9 protein-coding genes are annotated in these 20385 nt (G+C 49.5%); 7 read left to right on the top strand and 2 right to left on the bottom strand.

Translation table 11 applies throughout. The features are described from left to right. Positions 1–39 precede the first annotated feature (39 nt). Complete coding sequence (locus tag QZ327_RS07450; protein ID WP_294618421.1) at positions 40–2019, bottom strand: alpha-L-arabinofuranosidase C-terminal domain-containing protein; 1980 nt, start codon at positions 2017–2019, stop codon at positions 40–42. Positions 2020–2040: 21 nt separating this feature from the next. Then, complete coding sequence (locus QZ327_RS07445) at positions 2041–3528, bottom strand: arabinan endo-1,5-alpha-L-arabinosidase (RefSeq protein WP_294618419.1); 1488 nt, start codon at positions 3526–3528, stop codon at positions 2041–2043. A gap of 228 nt (positions 3529–3756) precedes the next feature. Between QZ327_RS07445 and QZ327_RS07440 the strand changes: the two genes are divergently transcribed. From QZ327_RS07440 to QZ327_RS07410, 7 genes are all read left to right on the top strand, one after another. After that, positions 3757–8031, top strand: a complete 4275-nt coding sequence (locus QZ327_RS07440) for a hybrid sensor histidine kinase/response regulator transcription factor (RefSeq protein WP_294618417.1) — start codon at positions 3757–3759, stop codon at positions 8029–8031. 413 nt (positions 8032–8444) lie between these two features. Continuing rightward, a complete protein-coding gene (locus tag QZ327_RS07435) occupies positions 8445–11639 on the top strand; it encodes a TonB-dependent receptor (protein WP_294618415.1) in 3195 nt (1064 codons plus the stop codon). A 40-nt stretch (positions 11640–11679) separates the two neighbouring features. Continuing rightward, on the top strand, positions 11680–13431 hold the full coding sequence (locus QZ327_RS07430) for a RagB/SusD family nutrient uptake outer membrane protein (protein ID WP_294618413.1): 1752 nt from the start codon (positions 11680–11682) through the stop codon (positions 13429–13431). 29 nt (positions 13432–13460) lie between these two features. Beyond that, positions 13461–15239: a bacterial Ig-like domain-containing protein gene (locus QZ327_RS07425; RefSeq protein ID WP_294618412.1), complete on the top strand. Its 1779-nt coding sequence runs from the start codon at positions 13461–13463 to the stop codon at positions 15237–15239. A 79-nt stretch (positions 15240–15318) separates the two neighbouring features. Next, positions 15319–17217: an arabinan endo-1,5-alpha-L-arabinosidase gene (locus QZ327_RS07420; protein ID WP_294618410.1), complete on the top strand. Its 1899-nt coding sequence runs from the start codon at positions 15319–15321 to the stop codon at positions 17215–17217. 219 nt (positions 17218–17436) lie between these two features. Further along, positions 17437–18576: an aldose epimerase family protein gene (locus QZ327_RS07415; protein ID WP_294618408.1), complete on the top strand. Its 1140-nt coding sequence runs from the start codon at positions 17437–17439 to the stop codon at positions 18574–18576. A gap of 27 nt (positions 18577–18603) precedes the next feature. Further along, the gene (locus tag QZ327_RS07410; protein ID WP_294618406.1) at positions 18604–20298 is read left to right on the top strand and encodes a sodium:solute symporter; all 1695 of its coding nucleotides are present in this window, start codon (positions 18604–18606) and stop codon (positions 20296–20298) included. Positions 20299–20385 lie beyond the last annotated feature (87 nt).

Raw genomic sequence — 20385 nt, 5'->3', positions numbered from 1 at the left:
TAATCAATCATTGCCACGTATCAAATTCTATCCTCAAAATCAATACTTCAGGATATATACGGCAAACGTAGCAGGTTCCAAATCCACATTCAATACTTGTCCGTCAATATTCAAAGACGTTTCTTGCGGCACAATTGCCATCGGGTTCTCCACCGTATTATCCTTATCCATGTCTGCGGAAGCAAGTTTGATGCAACGTGCACCCGACAGGACCTCCTTCTTCTTCAGTCCGTCAAACCTCAACGACAAAGGTTGCGCCTTGTGCGAAGTGTTGGCTACCTTTACAATGATCTCCTTCTTGTTCTTGTCGCACACGGCACTTGCGAAGAGCCCGTTCTGTCCGTCGGCACCTGTTACGGGCTTCTTATCCATGGTCAGCGGGAGTACATTCGTTCCTTTATACGTTGCAAAAAGCTGCTGTACATAGTAGCTTACCGTACGTACGGAATTCAGATTGTCGAACCATATCATGTCCGGACGCCACTGCCAACCCTCTACATGGGCAAACAACGGTGCATAAGTAGCCATGTGCACGATATCCGCATTCCGTTCCAGCCCGGTCATAAACGCCGCTTCGAGCAGTGAAGCATGAAAATGGTTCCACTTCTTGCCCTTGCCGTGGCAGGCATATTCGCCGGCAAAGACTTTCGGACCTTTACGGTCGTAGTTGTCGTAGCGTGCTCCCTGACTGAGGAACCACGATTCGGGACGATAGAAATGCTCGTCTACCAAATCTGCTTTCAATCTCTTCATTTCAGGCCAGAGAAAGTCGAATTGCCCTCCTTCCGAATCGGGACCGGAACTGCCCACAATATGGATGTCGGGATATGCCTTACGGATTGCCTTGACAAACGGTTCCAGATGTTCGGGATACTCCTTTCCCCACTGTTCATTACCTATACCGATGAATTTCAGATTGAAAGGAGCCGGATGCCCCATATCGGCACGTACCTTTCCCCACGGCGTATCGGCAGCACCATTCGCAAATTCTATCAAATCGAGCGCGTCTTGAACATAGCTGTCCAAATCGCAAAGAGCCACATGTGCATCCGCATCCGTATTCTGGAACTGGCAAGCCAGGCCGCAACTCAACACGGGCAAAGGCTCCGCGCCAATCTCTTCGGAAAGCAGGAAAAACTCATAAAATCCCAAACCGTAACTCTGATAATAATCGGGGAAGAAACGATGCGGAAAGGTATAATGCCAACGATTTTCGTTCAGCGGACGGTTCTCTACCGCACCTACCGATTTTTTCCAGTCGTAGCGTGATGCAAGGTCCGTACCTTCTACAATACATCCGCCAGGAAAGCGGAACACGCCCGGCTTTATATCCGCCAATGCCTGTGCCAAATCCTTACGGAGCCCGTTCTCATGCCCTTTCCAGGTATCTACCGGAAAGAGGGAGACATGCTCCAAATCCACCGTTTGCGGTGAAGCCAGGAAAATGCGGAGAATAGCTTTCGGATTAGTCACTGCCGGTTTCAGCACCACTTGGTACTTCTTCCACTCCTTTGAATCGATTGTCAGGTCGGCAGTGGCAAACGCCTGTTGTTCGCCCATCGACTTCGTATCCGCCAGTTCCACACGAATCTTGCTCGCGGCTCCTCCTTCCGGCACACGCGCCCACACCGAGAAACGGTACTCCTCTCCCTGCTTCACGCCGATACCGAAAAAGCCTTCGTTATCCAGCCCCGTTTGTTTATGCGGATGTCCGGCGTATTCCAAACGTACATAATGCGGATTCCTTTCAAAAGGGCCGTCGTCTTTCAGAGATACTTTGCCAAATACCTTCCACCCCATAAAATGCTGCGGAAACTCGAACGAACGGTTCTTCACAAGTTCGGCATACAGACCGCCGTCGGCGGCATAATTGATATCTTCGAAAAACAAGCCGTACATGGTAGGCTGAATTTCCGCTCCGGGTTTTCCGGCTTGTATCACCAATTCATTTGTCTGTGCCTGGAGTGCTGTTCCTGCTGCCAGTGCCAACACAGCCAATAGTCCTTTGTATTTCTTCATAGCATAAAAATATATATATGATTATTGAATTCTCTTTCCCCATACGGACCTGCCACGGCTGTCCAAGCCTGTGAAAAGGACGGTCTCCCTCTCGTTCTCCCAATCGTGTCCGGCAAATACAAGCAGGTTGTCCACGGACTCGCCGTCCAACGTCAGGGACAACAGTTGTCCTGCTTCCGCAAACGTCCAGCTTCCTTTGTCCTCGCCCAGCAATCCGTCCTTCTTCAACGAGAACGTGCCGGAAACATTCCACTCCTCATTTTTAAGCTCGCCTTCGCCCCACAGGATTTGTCCTGCCTGCAACCGGCGTTCGTACATGGGTTCCTGCACGCGTACAATCTCCCACTCGCCTACCATATCCGCTGCCGAGAATTTACGGGGAGTGCTGCCGGTATAGCGTTCAGGCGATACCACCGGCCAGCCGTCGGGTGTGAAGAAAACCTGGCGCAGATGGAGATCCATCATCTGGTTATGCGGCGACAAACGCCCTTGATGCGCCATGAAATATTGTCCTTCGTCCGAAGTGAAGACAGCACAGTGTGCCGTACCCGCCCAACCCGGATGATTGTTGAAACGATACGGAGCTGTCAGGATAGGGAAATTGTTAGTGGTGTCTTTCAGTTCCACGCCGAAGAAATCGACAAACGGGCCTTCCGCCTTATCCGAACGTCCTACCCGTACGTTATAAGTAGTCATCAGCGGGTCGTACGAAACAAACAGGTAATACTGCTTCAATTCGGGGTTATAAATAATTTCGGGAGCTTCCAGATTATCCTTCCAATAAGCGGCGCGACGGGCGACAAGATGTCCCCGGTCTCCTTCACGGACGGGAAGTCCTGTTTCGGGATTCAACTCCACGCAATATAATCCGCCGAAAAACGAACCGTAGTGCATCCACCACTTCCCGGTAGCGGGATCTGCCATGACACTCGGATCGATGGCGTTCATCACCGAAGTATCATCGGTCTTGACCACACATCCCCGTTGCGTCCAGGGACCTTCGGGCGATGCAGACTCCGCCAACCCTATATAAGACGTCTTAAGGCCGAAAGCCGAGACGCAGTAATAAAGCCTGTATTTATCGCCGAACGGAATTATATAAGGAGCCCAGATATTGGTTGCCCCCTTCCCGTCCGCATGCGTGCGTACCCACTCCACCGCCTCTTGCGGAATTTCGGGGAAAGCCCAGCCTACAAATTCCCACTTGACAAGGTCTTTGGAGCGACGCACCTGTATGAATCCTAAGGGAACATCCTTCTCCTCGGCTTCCTTACGGTTTTCACCCAAAATGGCATCGGTGGAATACATGTAATAATAATCGCCCAGTTTACGGCACGACGGGTCGTGTACATTGTAAGTTCCCCACGAACGGTAGCTATCCATAGAAGCCAGCGCGGAATAGTCGTCCTGCCAAGGATTGGGCGAAGCCACGGGAGTAAAGACCGGAGAGTTGCAGCCGGCAAACAAGATGCCCACGGACATGGCAAGCATACATAACAATTTTCTCATAATATTAGTCAATTAAAAAAGTGGATGTTGAAAATCTATCTATATCGTTTATATCATATAAATACTTAATTATAATGCAAATGTACGCCACGCCCAAAGGTGCAGAGGTGGATATATGACCTTTTAAGGTGGACAATCTTCCAACCGCGCAAAAAAGGCAGCAGACTTTTTATGTTCATCGCAAGTAATCTATTAACTTTGCTTGTACTAATACCAACTGATAAAACCATGCGTAAGATTTTCCACCTTATTATATTATATACCGTCCTGGCAAGCCCCGCTTTCCTGCGGGCGCAGGAGTCTTTCACCAACCGGTACAACACCATTTACATCACCATGAACGAAGGGCTTCCCAATAACTTTGTCGATGATATATACAAGGACCGGCAGGGCTTTCTCTGGATAGCAATGTCGGGCGGCGGACTGTCCAGATACGACGGTTACGAATTCATCAACTTCACCCCCGCCACCCCGCATTGCCGGCTCAAAAGCAACTTCATCCGCAAAGTCCACGAAGACAACTTCCGGCGGCTTTGGGTGGTATCGGAAGGAGGGACGGACATTATCGACCTGACCACCATGCAGTCCGTAATGCCCTACGACTCCCGGAAAAAACTGGAAGCACTCATCCGGCAACCGGCATTCATGGTCACGCAAGATGCCAATGGATGCATCTGGGTGTATTGCGGGGACAGCCTGCACCGCATTGCTTTCCATAGCAACGGAGACATAGAAAACATCCATTCGCTGAAAGTACCCAATCCTTACCGGTACGACATCTACTTCAAGGACGTGGAAAACGATGGCAAAGTATGGATAGGCATCAACGGCCGGTTATGCAAAGTAGGCATGACCGCACAAGGCGAACTGAAAGAGACAGCGGTCGCAACATGCCTGAGCTTTGCGCCGGATATCTATTTTACGGATTTTATAACCAAAGAGAATGAAGTATGGATTGCCACCGACAAGGGTCTGTACCGGTATAATAAAAACGAGGACATCGTGAAACAATATGTGCATGTCCCCGGCAATCCGCATTCCCTTTCGCAAAACTTCCTGACCTGCCTTGCCATAACCAATGACAAGCAGTTGTTGGTTGCCAGCCTGAAAGGCATCAATATATACAACCCCATAAAAGACGATTTCGAACGCATAAGTGACCAGGTGTCCAATACCGGCAGCAGACTGCTGAACAGCAATTTCATCAACTGCATCACCATCGAGGGAAAACACATCTGGGTAGGAACCGAAAGTGGCGGCATCAATAAGATAACCGCCAAACGCCTGTCTTTACAAAACTACCGGCATGACAAGCAAAACCTCCAAACCATCTCACACAATCCGGTGAACGCCATCTACGAAGACCGTAGCGGCAACTTATGGGTAGGTACGGTGGAAGGAGGGCTGAATAAAAAGGCACCGGAAAGCGACAGTTTCATCCATTATACGCACGAAAGCGGCACGCTTACCCACAACTCGGTAAGCGCCATCACCGCCGACGGGCAAGGAAGGTTATGGATAGGCACATGGGGCGGCGGCATCAACCTTATCAATCCGCAAAACCCACAGCACAGAATAGAAGCGATTACGGCGGAAAACAAGGACAACTACCCCATCGACTTTATCGGAGCGCTTGCCTACGACTCCATCAACAACGGCATGTGGATTGGTGCGAACTACGGATTATTCTTCTACGACCTGAAACGAAAGCAACTCCACTCACCGTTTGCCAACCGTGCGGCAGAAAACATACGCGGTTGCATCGGCTCCATCATAGACAAGGACGGGCAGCTATGGATAGGCTGCCTGGACGGTGTTTACATCATCGACCTGCATTCCCGTTCCGCCTCATCGGCGGACGGAACATTCCGATACCGCCATCTGAAATACAAGCTGGACGACCCGTCCTCCGGACTGATAGAAAAAATATGCTGCTTCTACGAAGCCCAGGACGGCACACTATGGCTGGGAAGCAACGGCTACGGCATTTACAAACGCACAATAGACGAGCACGGAGAAGAACAATTCATCTGTTACAGTTCCCTTCACGAACTGCCCGGCAACAGTGTCCGCAGCATTCTGGAAGACGACAAAGGGTATATCTGGATAGCGACCAACAACGGCTTGTCGCGCTTTCAGCCCGATGAAAACCATTTCATCAACTACAATCGCCAGGATGGCCTTGCCGATACCCGGTTTTATTGGAATGCCGCCTACCGTTCCCGGCACAGCAAGCTCTACTTCGGCACGGTATCCGGTCTGGTAGCCATAGACTGCATGCAGCCTGCCGCTCCAGCACACACTTCCAAAGTCCGGTTTACCCGCCTGAAAGTGGGAAATGAGGAGATATTGCCCGGTAACGGATACCTGTCGCAAGACATTGCCGTAAGCAAGGCCATCAGCATCCACGAACGTGAAAAGTCTTTCTCATTGGAGTTTTCCGCGCTCAATTACGAGACGGACAATACCGCCACCTATAGTTACCGCCTGCTCGGTTTTGACAACCGGTGGATACACGTGTCCGGCAACCGGCGTTTTGCCACCTACACCAACCTGTCACCGGGCCGCTATACGCTGCAAGTAAAATATACCTCTTACGAACAAGAGCAGGACGAAGAAGAAAACATAACGGAACTCCGGATTACCATCCGCCCTTATTTTTACAAGACGATATGGTTCACGCTGATTATAATCGTCCTTGCTTCATTCGCCGCCTGGCAGTTCTACCAATGGCGCATACGGAGCCTGAAAGAACAGAAGGCAAGACTACACCAGAAGGTGGAGCAACGTACCCATGAATTGGAAAGGCAAAAACAACTGCTGGAGGAACAGACCGAAGAGCTGTCTCGCCAGAACCAAATGCTGAAACATCAGAACGAGAAAATCACCCGGCAGAAAGCGCAACTCACTAAAATGACGCGCAAGATACAGGAGCTTACATTAGACAAGATAGCGTTCTTCACCAACATCACACATGAATTCCGTACGCCGATTACGCTGATTATAGGTCCGATAGAACGCGCGTTGAAGTTAAGTTACAATCCGCAGGTCATCGAACAGCTTCACTTTGTGGAGCGCAACTCCAAATACCTGCTGTCGCTTGTCAACCAGCTGATGGACTTCCGCAAAGTGGAATCGGGCAAGCTGGAGATAGTGAAGACGAAGAACAATTTCCTGAAATTCGCCAACGAACTGATAGTGCCTTTCGAGGTCTTTGCCAAAGAGAGGGATATCACGCTGAAACGTTATTACCGCATGCCTTCGCCGGAGATATCCTACGATGAGGAAGCCATGCACAAGGTGTTGACAAATCTGCTGAGCAATGCCATCAAGTTCACTCCCAACGGCGGAAGCGTATCTCTGTTCATCGCCCTGCTGCCTGCCGCCGCTGCCGGCAAGGCAACACTTTACATCTGCATCAGCGACACCGGAAGCGGCATTCCCGATGAAGATATCGGCAAGATATTCAACCGCTTCTACCAGTCGCAAGGACAAACCAAATATCCCATGTACGGGCAGGCGGGAAGCGGCATCGGGCTTTACCTGTGCAAACGTATCGTACAAATGCACGGCGGAGAAATTCATGCGCAAAACAACCATACAAGCGGTTGTTCACTGCGTATTCTCCTGCCGGTAACTCCGGAAAACGGCACAACGGAAACCATAGCCGAAAATGTTCCGCAGCTTGCGGTCGCCAATGAGACGGTGCAGGCTCCCGAAAATTCCGGAAAATGCCTGACTATCCTAATCGTAGAAGACAACGCAGACATGCGCGGATATATCCGTTCCATTCTGCGGGACAAGTATAACGTACTCGAAGCGGCCCACGGTGGAGAAGCCCTGCGCATACTGAACTCGCAGGCGGCAGATTTCATCATCAGCGACTTGATGATGCCTGTTATGGACGGTATCGAACTGTCACGCCGGGTAAAGGAAAATTTCGCCATTTCCCACATCCCCTTCCTCATGCTCACCGCCAAAACATCGCAGGAGTCGCGTTTGGAAAGCTACCGCACAGGAGTGGACGAATATCTGCTGAAACCCTTTGACGAGACTCTGCTGCTTGCCCGTATAGAGAATATCCTTGAAAACCGCAAACGCTGCCAGAAGAAGTTTGCCATAGCCATGGATGTAGACGCACTGAACATGGAAGAAGAATCCGGAGACAAGAAATTCCTCAACCGCATCATGGATGTCGTCAAGGAGAACTACAAGAACTCCTATTTCGAGGTGAGCGACTTCTGCGAGGCGGCGGGTGTAAGCAAAAGCCTGCTGAACAAGAAACTGCAAAGCCTTGTCGGGCAATCAGCCGGTCAGTTCATACGCAACTACCGCCTGAACATCGCCCGCGAACTACTGTTGAAAAACAGGGAAAACAAAAGCATGAATATTGCCGAAATAGCATACGAGGTAGGATTTAATGATCCTAAATACTTTACCCGTTGCTTCACCAAATACTTTAATACGACACCGAGCACACTACTTAACGAGGAAATTGCATGACCTGCATCGAAGGTCTCTCAGTCGTATACTCACAGGGTATGTCGAAATTCCGGCAGAATGATACGGTTGCCGGAATTCCGGCATACATTTCAAAAGGCTGCGTGAGAGGGGATATCCGGTTCAAACTGCCGGGAAACACGATAAACTGTACTTTCTACACTCAAAACACGTTTATCCACCTCTAAAATACGTTTGTCCACCCTTGTTAACAGCGCAAGCCCTACATTTGCCATGCAATCGGTATCCAATCCGTCAAGGAAAAGAACCATGCGGCTATGTTTAATTTTAATCTTAATATTATGAAACCTGTAATCCGACTACCCGGATAGTCTATGCCACTCCGTATGTCAACCCCGACTCCGTAATACAGTTAACAACAATCTAATCTATTAACAACCTTAATACTTTTAAAAATGAGGAAACATCTATTTTTTTCCGTAATGCTTAGTCTATGTACCTTCGGAAGCATAGCGGTGTATCCCACACCCGCAATGGCTACCGTGGCACAATCTCCGACTATCAAGGTTCGCGGTCAAGTTACCGATGAACAAGGTGAACCCATGGTAGGAGCCACCATCAAGATTAAAGGCGGACAAGGCGGAACCATCACCGACCTGGATGGAAACTTCCAACTGGAAGTCGCCGGAAACGCCACCCTTATAATAAGTTATGTAGGTTATAAGGAGCGTGAAATCGCCGTTCGTAACCGTGCCATCCTCGAGCCCGTCCAACTGCAATCCGATGACCAGATGCTCGAACAGGTAGTGGTTGTGGGCTACGGTACACAAAAAAAGTCCGACCTGACAGGCTCCGTTGCCGTAGTAGACGCGGAAGCCTTGAAACAAACCTCCAACTCCAATATCTCCACCATGCTCGAAGGTAAGGTTTCCGGCGTACAAATCACTTCCGACGGACAACCCGGCGCCGATCCTACCGTTCGTATCCGTGGTGTCGGGTCTTTCGGCAGCACCGCTCCTCTTTACGTCATCGACGGTGTTCCTATGGGAACCACTATCCGCGATTTCTCTTCAAACGATATTGAAACAATCCAGGTGCTGAAAGATGCCTCGGCTGCCGCCATCTACGGTTCGCGCGCTGCCAACGGTGTGATTATCATCACCACCAAACGCGGTCAGAAAGACCAACCGCTGAAAGTGGACTACAACGGATACTTTGGTACGGACTTCATCCCTGAGGGTGTTTACGATGTAATGAATGCCGACCAGTACAGTCAATATCTCGGTCAGGCGTGTGCCAACTCCAACACTCCGTTGCCATCGGGATACAAATTGGACAGCACCACCGGCAAATACCATTTCCAGGATGCCACCAACACCAACTGGTTCGACGAGGTATTCAAAACGGGCATCCGCCAAAACCACAATGTGAACCTCTCCGGCGGAGGCGCCCATAACACTTATAATATATCTTTGGACTATTTCAACCAGAAAGGAACCCTCGAAGGCGCCGGTCCCAACTACGAACGCTACACCGCACGCGTCAACAACACGATGGACACCAAGTTCATAAAGTTCCATACCAGCCTTGTCTACTCTCACTCCGACCAAGACAACATGGGCTTGTCCAATGCTTCCGAATACGTTCAAGGTCTGTATGGCGATGTGACCAACGTGCTGCGCGGCACCCTGCTGATGCAGCCCACCATCAAGGCATACGACTCTTCCACATGGGTGCTTGACAACTTGGTGGGAATTGCCAACAACTTCAATTACGATGCTTACGGCTATGGCGTATACTACGACACCGTGCATGGAGATATCTCCGCTTCCAACCCGCTGCTGGTGAACAACCTGATGAAACGCAACACCCGTGTAGACCGTTTCGTAGGGACAGCTTCTGCAGACGTGGACATCTTCAAGATGTTTGGCTTCGACAATAAAAACCACAAACTAAACTATAAGATAAATCTCTCTTACAGCAAAACGTTCTGCAAGGATTTCACTTGGATTCCGGCATGGGTACAGAGCAACCGCGTCTACCTCGCCAAGAGCAACGAACGGTTGACCAAAGCTTCGCGTAACTATTCGGATGCCTTGATAGAAAACGTGCTCACGTATGACGGCACGATAGGCAAACACCACATCAATGTAGTGGCGGGCCAGACCTATGAAGAAGAGGATACCGACCTGCTGACCGGATGGGGAGTGAACTTTACGGAACCCTATTTCCTACAGTTGCAGAATGCTGCCGACACGTACTCCAACAGTTACGAATACAAACATGCCATCTTATCCTACATCGGACGTATCAATTACAATTACGATGACCGATACCTGCTTTCGGCAACAGTGCGCCGGGACGGCAGTTCGCGCCTGACCAGAAGCATCCGCTGGGGAACATTCCCCTCCGTCTCCGTGGGCTGGCGTTTCGATAAAGAGAACTTCTTCCCTTTCAACCAGGATGTAGTGAACATGTTCAAGGTACGTGCCAGCTATGGCGAGCTCGGCAACGAGAACATCGGCGAATATATGTATCAGGCAGTCATGTCGCGCAACAACATGACCTACAACTTCAACGGCAATGTAGTGACCGGTTCCGCCGTCTCCACTTTTGTGGACAACAACCTGGCATGGGAGAAAAAGAAAACCTATAATGTAGGTATCGACCTCGCTTTGTTCCGCAACCGGCTGGAGTTTACCGCCGAGTGGTATAAGAACACCAGCGAAGACCTGCTGTATGCCGTTCCCGTACCGGAACAAGCCGGTGTGTCCAACACTACCGTGACGATGAATGCCGCCTCCATGAACAACTCAGGCTTCGAGTTCTCCGCCACTTACCGCAACCGGGACCGTGATTTCAAGTATGAGGTATCTGCCAACCTCAGTACGTTGCGCAACCGCGTAACCTCGTTAGGTTTCGGCACCGACTCCTATATTTCGGGTGCATACATCACCAAAGTAGGTGAAGAAATCGGACAGTTCTACGGCTGGGTTTACGAAGGTATCGCCCGCACACAAGAGGATCTTGACAGCCACGCCACCCAGGAAGGCGCCCAAATCGGCGACTGCCTCTATAAAGACGTGAACGATGACGGCAAGGTAGACGCCAACGACCAAGTGGTATTGGGCAGCGGTATGCCTAAAATCAATTTCGGCGTGAACGCCCGCTTCGAATACAAGCGTTTCGACTTGAGCATCGCAACCTTCGGCGCATTGAACTATCATGTAAGCGACGACATCTACAACTCGCTCAACTCTTGCTACGGCTGGGGCAACAAAGAGGTGGGCATGCTCGATGCCAACCGCTTCAGCGAAGACGGCAGCACTTACCTTTCCAACGTGCCGCGTACTTATGTCACCAACAACGCCAGCCTGGGCTGGAACGACCTCTTCAGCCAACGCAAAATCCAGAACGCAGCCTACTGGAAGATTGCCAACATAGAACTGGGATACAACTTCCCCAACACATGGTTCGGCAATTATGTATCCGACGTACGCCTCTATGTGTCGGCACAGAACCTCCACACATTCACCGGCTATCACGGTTATAATGTAGACTATGCGGGCGGAACTTTCACTCCGGGATACAACTTCTGTTCTTATCCTACCGCACGTACTTTCATGTGTGGCGTTCATTTTACATTCTAAATCGTTACTATCCGGTATCTAAATACTAAAAACATATCTTATGAAACTAAATAAATATTTACTTGCTTTCATGTTAGGAGCCAGCACGCTGACTTCTTGCACTGACAGATTGGATTTGTTGAATCCCAACCAGCAAACCTCAAGCACTTTCGGTTTTAACGCCGATGATTTGGAGGAATGCGTGATTGCCGCTTACAACCACATCCGCATGGAAGGTTCATACGCCCGTGTAGGCTATACCATCGATGTGTGCCGCGGTGATGAAGCCTGGAACTCTTCACAAGTGTGGTATCTGCCTTTCGATGATTTGAATGCCGAAGTCACCTCGGACATTACGTGGTGGCCCTGGCGGGAATGGTACTATACCATCAATGTGTGCAACTTTGCCATTTCCCGTTGCGGTGAAGACAACAGCCAGCTCTCCGAAAAGATGAAATACATCAAAGGGCAGATGCTTTTCCTGCGCGGCCTGTCGTACTACAACCTGGTAGGTTACTATCAAAACCCGCCTCTCATCACGGATTATGCCACCTACTCTTCGTTAGAGGGACTTTATGGCGCCAACAGCACCTATGACGGCGTACTCGACCAAATCGAAGAAGATTTCAAGGAAGCGATGGAGCTGCTGCCTTCACGCGACAAAGGCAGTGAATGGGCAGGCGGACGCGCCACCTGCGGCTCTGCGGCAGGTTATTATGCCCGCGCCCTCATGATGCGCCATAAATACAACGAAGCACTCCCCGTGCTGAAGGATATCATCGGCAAGAAATACGGCACCTACCGGCTGATGGACAACTACGGAGACAACTTCCGTGAAGGTTCGGCATACGAGAACAATGCGGAGAGCCTCTTTGAAGTGCAATTCCTCGATTTCGGTTCGCAAGGCACCGACGACGAGTGGACTCCGGTGAACACAAGTCCCAACGCCACACAAGGTTCTGCCATTGAAAGCAACTTTGCTCCCGGCAACTATGGCGGCTGGGCGGATATCTCAGCCTCGCCCTGGCTCTACCAACTCTTTAAAGGAGAGCGCACCAAGAACGGCACACTCGATCCCCGTCTTTACTGGACCATAGGAACCTACGAATCCGACTGGGCGGATTTCGAATACGGCAATGTGGCTTATACGCAAACGCTCACAGCCTCCGACAATATTGTGACCAACAACACCTACGGCGGCCTGCCGATTGCCAAATTCACCAATCTCCGTACCGGGCTGTACAGTACCGTTGTCACAGGATTGCACGATGGCATCAACCTGCGCCTGATGCGCTATTCGGATGTACTGCTACGTGCTGCGGAATGTGAAAACGAAGTCAACGGTCCCACACAGCAAGCCATCGACTGGATTAACGAAGTGCGCAGACGGGCCAATCTGGCAGACCTGGAACTTGAGGACTTCAATACCGCCGACAAACTCTTCGAACAGATTGCCAATGTGGAACGTCCCAAGGAGTTCGGTTGCGAATTCGGCAGAGGCTTCGACCTTATCCGCTGGGGCTTCTTCTACGACAACGGCCGCTTACAGCAACTCAAGGAACACGGCACTGTACGCCGCTCTACGGAGAGGGTAAAAGAACCTGTCAGCTACAGCGACATGGCAAACGACCCTACACTGAAAAGTACTTTCGACACCTATCTGCCGGGACACGAATTTCTGCCCATTGTACAGCAATTGCTGAACAACAACCCCAATCTGGAAGGCAACTCCGCCAACTATAGCACGGACAACTCCTCTTACTTCCGTGACAACGGTTGGACAGTGCGTCCGGTTGTAGATTTAAGCAAATAAAATCAATCACACTCTTTAAATTCAAGACAATGAGATTACTTAAGAAAATAGCATACGCTTGCTGTTCCGTAACCTTCGGGTTGCTGACACTGACAGGCTGCACGGATGGCGAACTTTATGACGTAAACGCCCCCGACTGGATTTCCGATAAGATACAAGAAATTGAGGATTCGAAGAAACAACCGGTGGAAGACGAAGTGCTTGAAGGCATGCAGGAAGACGTGTATTCTTTCGGAAATACGGACTTCAGTTCCGGATTCTGGGCTGCTTTCTCCAAATATTACGTGATACCGGATGGCGAAAAGTGGAATGCAGTGTTCAACCTCCACATCAACCCGGCTGTCGACACTAAATATTACAAGAACTTCGCCCTTATCATCACCAACGATGTGGAGCGTGGCGGTGCAGGCTATACCGAATACGGTGCCATCCGCTTTGATGTGACGGGCAGTCCCGAAACTTACAATTCCCAATGGGGCGACCATATCGATTTCCAATATATCTCGGGCACATTGCTTCTCAATCCCGATGAAAACGAGGTAGATGCCAACCTGCAAAAGTTTGGCGGCAAGGTGACACTCACCGTAGACCGTACCAGCGCAGAGGCTTTCACCGTGAAGATGACCAACGGCGAGGTTACCAAGACGTATGCGCAGCCATATAAGGAAGAAAATCTAAATGCAGATGCAAGCAATACCAATATCCGCTGTTTTCTGGTTCCCGAAGGTTCCTACATTGACTTCCAGCAAACCAATATCGAGCCTATCGGCGGACTTACATCCGCTCAAGACAAGAACCCTGTGTCCATGGTATTGCAGGATGTACCCGCACAAATTTCTTTGGGTACCTCGTTTGAAGAGACCATAACTAATATCTCTGCCATTGTAACCTTTGAAGAGGGAGTGACTAAAACCGTAACGGCTTCCGAACTCTCATTCTCAGTCATCCCTGATATAAATCAAACGGGAGATAAGACTCTTGTAGCTGTCTACAACAAAACCTTTAAGGGTGAAAACTGCGACAAACCGATTGTGGCTAACGCGTCTTTTAAGGTTGTGGGAATACTTCAATCTATTTCAATAACCACTGTACCCTCGCGTACAAAACCCTATTACTATACCTCGGAAGATACCAAGAGTTGCACGATACCTTTCGATCCAACAGGCATGGTAGTTACGGGCACCTACTCCGACGGAAGTTCGGTAGTCATTGACAACGCGAAACTCAGCTTCTCTGCCATTCCGGCAAAGGCCGGTTCACAGCCGGTTACCATTACTGCCGGAGAAAACATCACCGCAACAGTAAATGTCACCGTCTCCGAAGCGACTGTTGTGAAAAACACAAGCGGACAGTTAGGAAATACAGACAACTCAACTCTGTGGTTTAATCCGGAGACTTACTCAGATAATTTCAATGTACCTTCAGGTCAGACAAAGTGTATTTCGTTTACAAATTACAGTAATCTGGCAGGGAACTGGAACAATTTCCTTATAGTTCTCCGTAAGAGTACCGGTGAACACTACGCAGTGGTCCGCGCTGACAATTGGGGTTGGGGCGATGGATATGACGCCTGCACTCCTAACGGCACACAAGGCGATTGGGGTACTTGGCTTGCCGGAATGAACGGAGCAAAAGTTACGGTCTACGTGACTAACTGCGGTGATGGCACCGCCGATGTTCAGGCTGTAATGGCAGGTACTACAAGTACAATCTCCACCCAATGCTATTGGGGTATCAACACCATAGATGCAAACGACTTAAACTTTGCACTGTCTGTTGACGGTTGCCATCTCGTCTTCAATAAATAAGAATAACTATTAAATTCTTTATCATCCATATCGTTCCTGTTTATCAACGGAACGATATGGATCTTAAAAACTTACCCAAATGAAAAAAACAACATTTCTCTTACTATCCCTGTTGGCAGTCTTCGCCGTCACGGCTTGCTCCGATGGGCTGGACAATATCGAATACAACAGAAACAGCGACATAGCCATAACCGTTCCCGAAGCAACTGCAACTACAAGTACTTCGCTGACCGTCACTTCATCGGTCACCGGCAATCTGAACAATGTCGCCAAGAGAGGTTTCTGTTACAGTTTAAACGCTCCCAATCCTACTATTAAAGACAATGTAGTGGAAGCAGACGAAAACTTCAGCGCCACTATTTCCGGACTGACCGGCAATACCGCTTATTATATACGTGCATACGTTTATGGCAACAGCCGTTACACTTACTCGGAAACGTTCAAGGCAACCACTACCGCCCAAAGCCTTGACGAACAGCTGAAAAACTACACGGCACCGGCATACGCAGACTATTACGTGGACATAGCCGGTTGGGACAAACGCAACGAATGGAATTTGGCAAACGTACACGACCCTACAGTAGTGCTGGCAGAAGACGGATACTATTATATGTATCAGACGGACGCCTCCTACGGCAATGCGCATATAGCCGGCGGACACTTCCACGGCAGACGCTCCAAAGACCTCGTCAACTGGGAATACTTAGGCGGAGTTATGCCCGAGTTGCCCGATTGGGTAATTACGAAACTGAACGAAATCCGCAAGGAGATGGGGCTTGCCGAAGTTTCACCCGCCACCGCAGACTTCGGTTACTGGGCACCATGTGTTCGCAAAGTGAAAAACGGCCTTTACCGCATGTACTACTCCATTGTGTGCCCCGGCACTATAGACGGTCCTAACTCTTGGAGCGAACGCGCCTTCATCGGTTTGCTGGAGAATGACAACCCCGCCAACAATGCCGGATGGGTAGATAAAGGTTACGTAATCACCAACGCTTCGGACAAAGGGCTGGACTTCCGGATTAGACCCGACGACTGGGGCAACTGCTACTACAAATGGAATGCCATCGACCCAAGCTACCTGATAGACAATGACGGGAAGCATTACCTGGTTTACGGTTCATGGCACAGCGGCATAGCCTTGGCAGAGCTAAATGCGGAAACCGGCAAAGTAAAGGCGGAACTTTCCCAACCGTGGAGTGACAACGGTGAAGGCATTGCCGCTTACGGCCGGTTGATAGCCACTCGCCAGATGAATAATCGTTGGCAAGCCTCAGAAGGTCCGGAAGTGATTTATCACGACGGATACTACTACCTGTTCCTGGCTTATGACGAATTGGGAGTAGCTTACAATACCCGCGTTGCACGTGCCACCGATATTGCAGGTCCCTATCTGGATATGGATGGCAAGGATGTGACTGCAAACGGTGGCGACATCCTGCCGGTCGTGACCCATCCTTATAAATTTAAGAACAGCCACGGCTGGGTGGGTATTTCACACTGCTGTATCTTCGATGACGGAAACGGCAACTGGTTCTTTGCCTCACAAGGCAGGTTTCCGGCAAATGTGGAAGGTAACGAATACAGCAACGCCCTTATGATGGGACATGTGCGCAGCATCCGTTGGACGAAAGACGGTTGGCCGTTAGTTATGCCCGAACGTTACGGAGCCGTGCCGCAAGTAGCCATTACCGAAGAGGAACTTATCGGAAACTGGGAACACATCGATTTGTCCTACCGGTTCGGTGTCCAAAAAGAATCGGTTACGATGACACTGGCAGCCGACCATACCATCACCGAAGGAACGTGGAAAGGCGGTACATGGAGCTATGATGCGAAGAGTCAAATTCTGACAGCCAACGGCATTGACCTCTACCTGCAACGGGAAGCAGACTGGGAAACCACTCCCCGAACACATACCATCGTCTACTCCGCTTATGGAAATAACAAGACCTATTGGGGCAAGAAAGTAAAGTAAACATCACCTGACATGCCGAAACGGGTGTGGGTCAATACTCCGATAGTCGTATCATTCTGTCATTCAGAACAAAATGATAGCCGATTTTAGTATTGACACACACCCGTTTTTTCTTTTTATGTTACATAACATATTAAAGTGTACATATTACACCAAACAAAAGTGTTACTTTTACACCCGAAAGAAGATAAGAATCTAATTTTCAAATTAAATATAACCATGAAGAATCACATTCTTATTGCCGGAATAGCTACATTGATGTTAGCTTCCTGCGCTCAGAAAAGTCAAACGGAACTTACTCTTTCCGGACTGAATCCGACAAAATTTCAAACCGTAGTGAATGATGCCCCAACCGCTCTTTATACATTAAAGAACAAAGCAGGCATGGAAGTATGTATTACCAATTTCGGCGGACGTATCGTATCCGTTATGGTACCGGACAAGAACGGAGATATGCAGGACGTTGTCCTCGGTTTCGACAGCATAGCCGACTACATCAATGTACCAAGTGATTTCGGCGCATCCATCGGACGTTATGCCAACAGAATCAACCAAGGCAAAATAGTATTGGACGGCGACACGATTCAATTGCCGAAAAACAATTTCGGACACTGCCTGCACGGCGGTCCTAAAGGATGGCAATATCAGGTGTATGAAGCCAACCCAATTGATGGAACGACCCTGGAGCTGACGCGCATTTCTCCGGACGGAGACGAAAAATTTCCGGGCAACGTCACTGCCAAAGTCCTGTTCAAGCTGACGGAAGACAACGCTATAGACATCAAATACAGTGCGACAACAGACAAGAAAACGGTCATCAACATGACCAACCATTCTTATTTCAACTTGTCGGGCAATCCGTCCAAAGCAGCCACAGATCATATTTTATATGTAAACGCAGACAGTTACACCCCTGTAGACAGTACTTACATGACTACCGGAGAGATAGTGACCGTGAAAGATACTCCGATGGATTTCACGACTCCTAAAGCCGTAGGACAGAATATCGCCGATTTTGACTTCGAACAAGTGAAGTTCGGCAACGGATACGACCACAACTGGGTACTCAACACCAACGGCGACATAAAGCAGGTAGCCGCCAAGCTGACTTCTCCCGAAAGCGGCATCACATTGGAAGTATATACCGACGAACCGGGCATTCAAGTATACACGGGCAACTTCCTGAACGGAACCGTAAAAGGCAAGAAAGGTATCGTTTACAACCAGCGCGCTTCCGTATGCCTGGAGACACAGCACTATCCGGACAGCCCCAACAAGCCGCAATGGCCTTCCGTGGTTCTGGAACCGGGACAAACTTACAACAGCGAGTGTATTTTTAAATTCTCGGTAGAGAAATAAACAATAACCTTTTAAATCATTATTATCGTGGGAACATTAGATTGGTTAGTCATTGGAATTTTCTTCCTGGCTCTGATAGGAATTATCGTTTGGGTGGTCAGACAAAAGCAGAACGACTCGGCAGACTATTTTTTAGGCGGACGTGACGCCACTTGGATTGCTATCGGTGCATCCATTTTCGCATCCAACATCGGTTCGGAACACTTGATCGGATTGGCAGGCGCCGGCGCATCCAGCGGTATGGCAATGGCACACTGGGAAATACAAGGCTGGATGATTCTTATTCTCGGTTGGGTATTCGTCCCGTTCTATTCGCGAAGCATGGTATATACAATGCCCGAATTTCTGGAGCGCCGCTACAACCCGCAGTCGCGTACAATTCTTTCTGTTATCTCATTAATCAGCTACGTGTTGACTAAAGTGGCTGTTACCGTATATGCTGGCGGTCTCGTATTCCAGCAGGTATTCGGTATCAAGGAGTTGTGGGGAATCGATTTCTTCTGGATTGCGGCAATCGGTCTGGTATTGCTGACGGCGCTTTACACAATCTTCGGTGGAATGAAATCCGTGCTCTACACATCCGTACTGCAAACCCCTATCCTGCTTTTAGGTTCGCTGATAATCCTTGTACTCGGTTTTAAAGAACTGGGCGGTTGGGACGAAATGATGAAAATATGCGGCGCTGTCACTGTCAACGAATATGGAGATACCATGACGCAACTTATCCGCAGCAACAGCGATCCTAATTTCCCGTGGTTGGGCGCGTTGGTAGGTTCGGCGATTATCGGTTTCTGGTACTGGTGTACCGACCAGTTCATCGTGCAGCGCGTGCTTTCCGGCAAGAACGAAAGAGAAGCCCGTCGCGGTACCATCTTCGGCGCATATCTGAAACTGTTGCCCGTATTCCTGTTCCTGATTCCGGGTATGATTGCTTTCGCTTTGCACCAGAAATACATTGGAGCCGGTGGCGAAGGTTTCCTTCCCTTGCTTGCCAACGGCAATGCCAATGCAGACGCCGCCTTCCCTACACTGGTAGCCAAGTTGCTTCCTGCGGGAGTAAAAGGCCTGGTGGTTTGCGGTATTCTTGCCGCTTTGATGAGTTCGCTGGCTTCCCTGTTCAACTCTTCCGCCATGCTCTTCACAATTGACTTTTACAAACGGTTCAAACCGAATACTCCGGAAAAGAAGCTGGTAGGTATCGGACAAATGGCAACGGTGGTTATCGTGATACTGGGTATCCTGTGGATTCCTATCATGCGCAGTGTGGGTGACGTACTCTATACTTATCTGCAAGACGTACAGTCCGTATTGGCTCCGGGTATCGCCGCCGCATTCCTTCTGGGTATCTGCTGGAAACGGACTTCTGCCAAAGGCGGTATGTGGGGACTGATTGCCGGTATGATTATCGGTCTTACCCGCCTGGGAGCAAAAGTATATTACAGCAACGTAGCCGTAACAGACGGTTCCATGTTTAAATATCTGTTCTACGATTTGAACTGGCTGTTCTTCTGCGGTTGGATGTTCCTGTTCTGCATTATCGTAGTAATCCTGGTCAGCTTGATGACCGAAGCGCCAAGTGCCGAAAAGATACAAGGACTTGTGTTCGGCACATCCACCCCCGAACAGAGAGCAACCACGCGTGCCAGCTGGAATCATTGGGATGTTATCCACACGATAATCATTCTGGCCATTACAGCTGCATTCTATTGGTATTTCTGGTAAACATCAAGTATCAAAGATAAGGCATAAACTAATTCCCGACATTTGCTTAATGCAGATTAGGATAAGATTCAAATTATAAAAACAAAA

Source organism: uncultured Bacteroides sp. (assembly GCF_910578895.1).
Taxonomy (GTDB): Bacteria; Bacteroidota; Bacteroidia; order Bacteroidales; family Bacteroidaceae; genus Bacteroides.
Note: the sequence above shows the minus strand (reverse complement) of the source record. Positions and strands in the feature narration are given on the sequence as shown.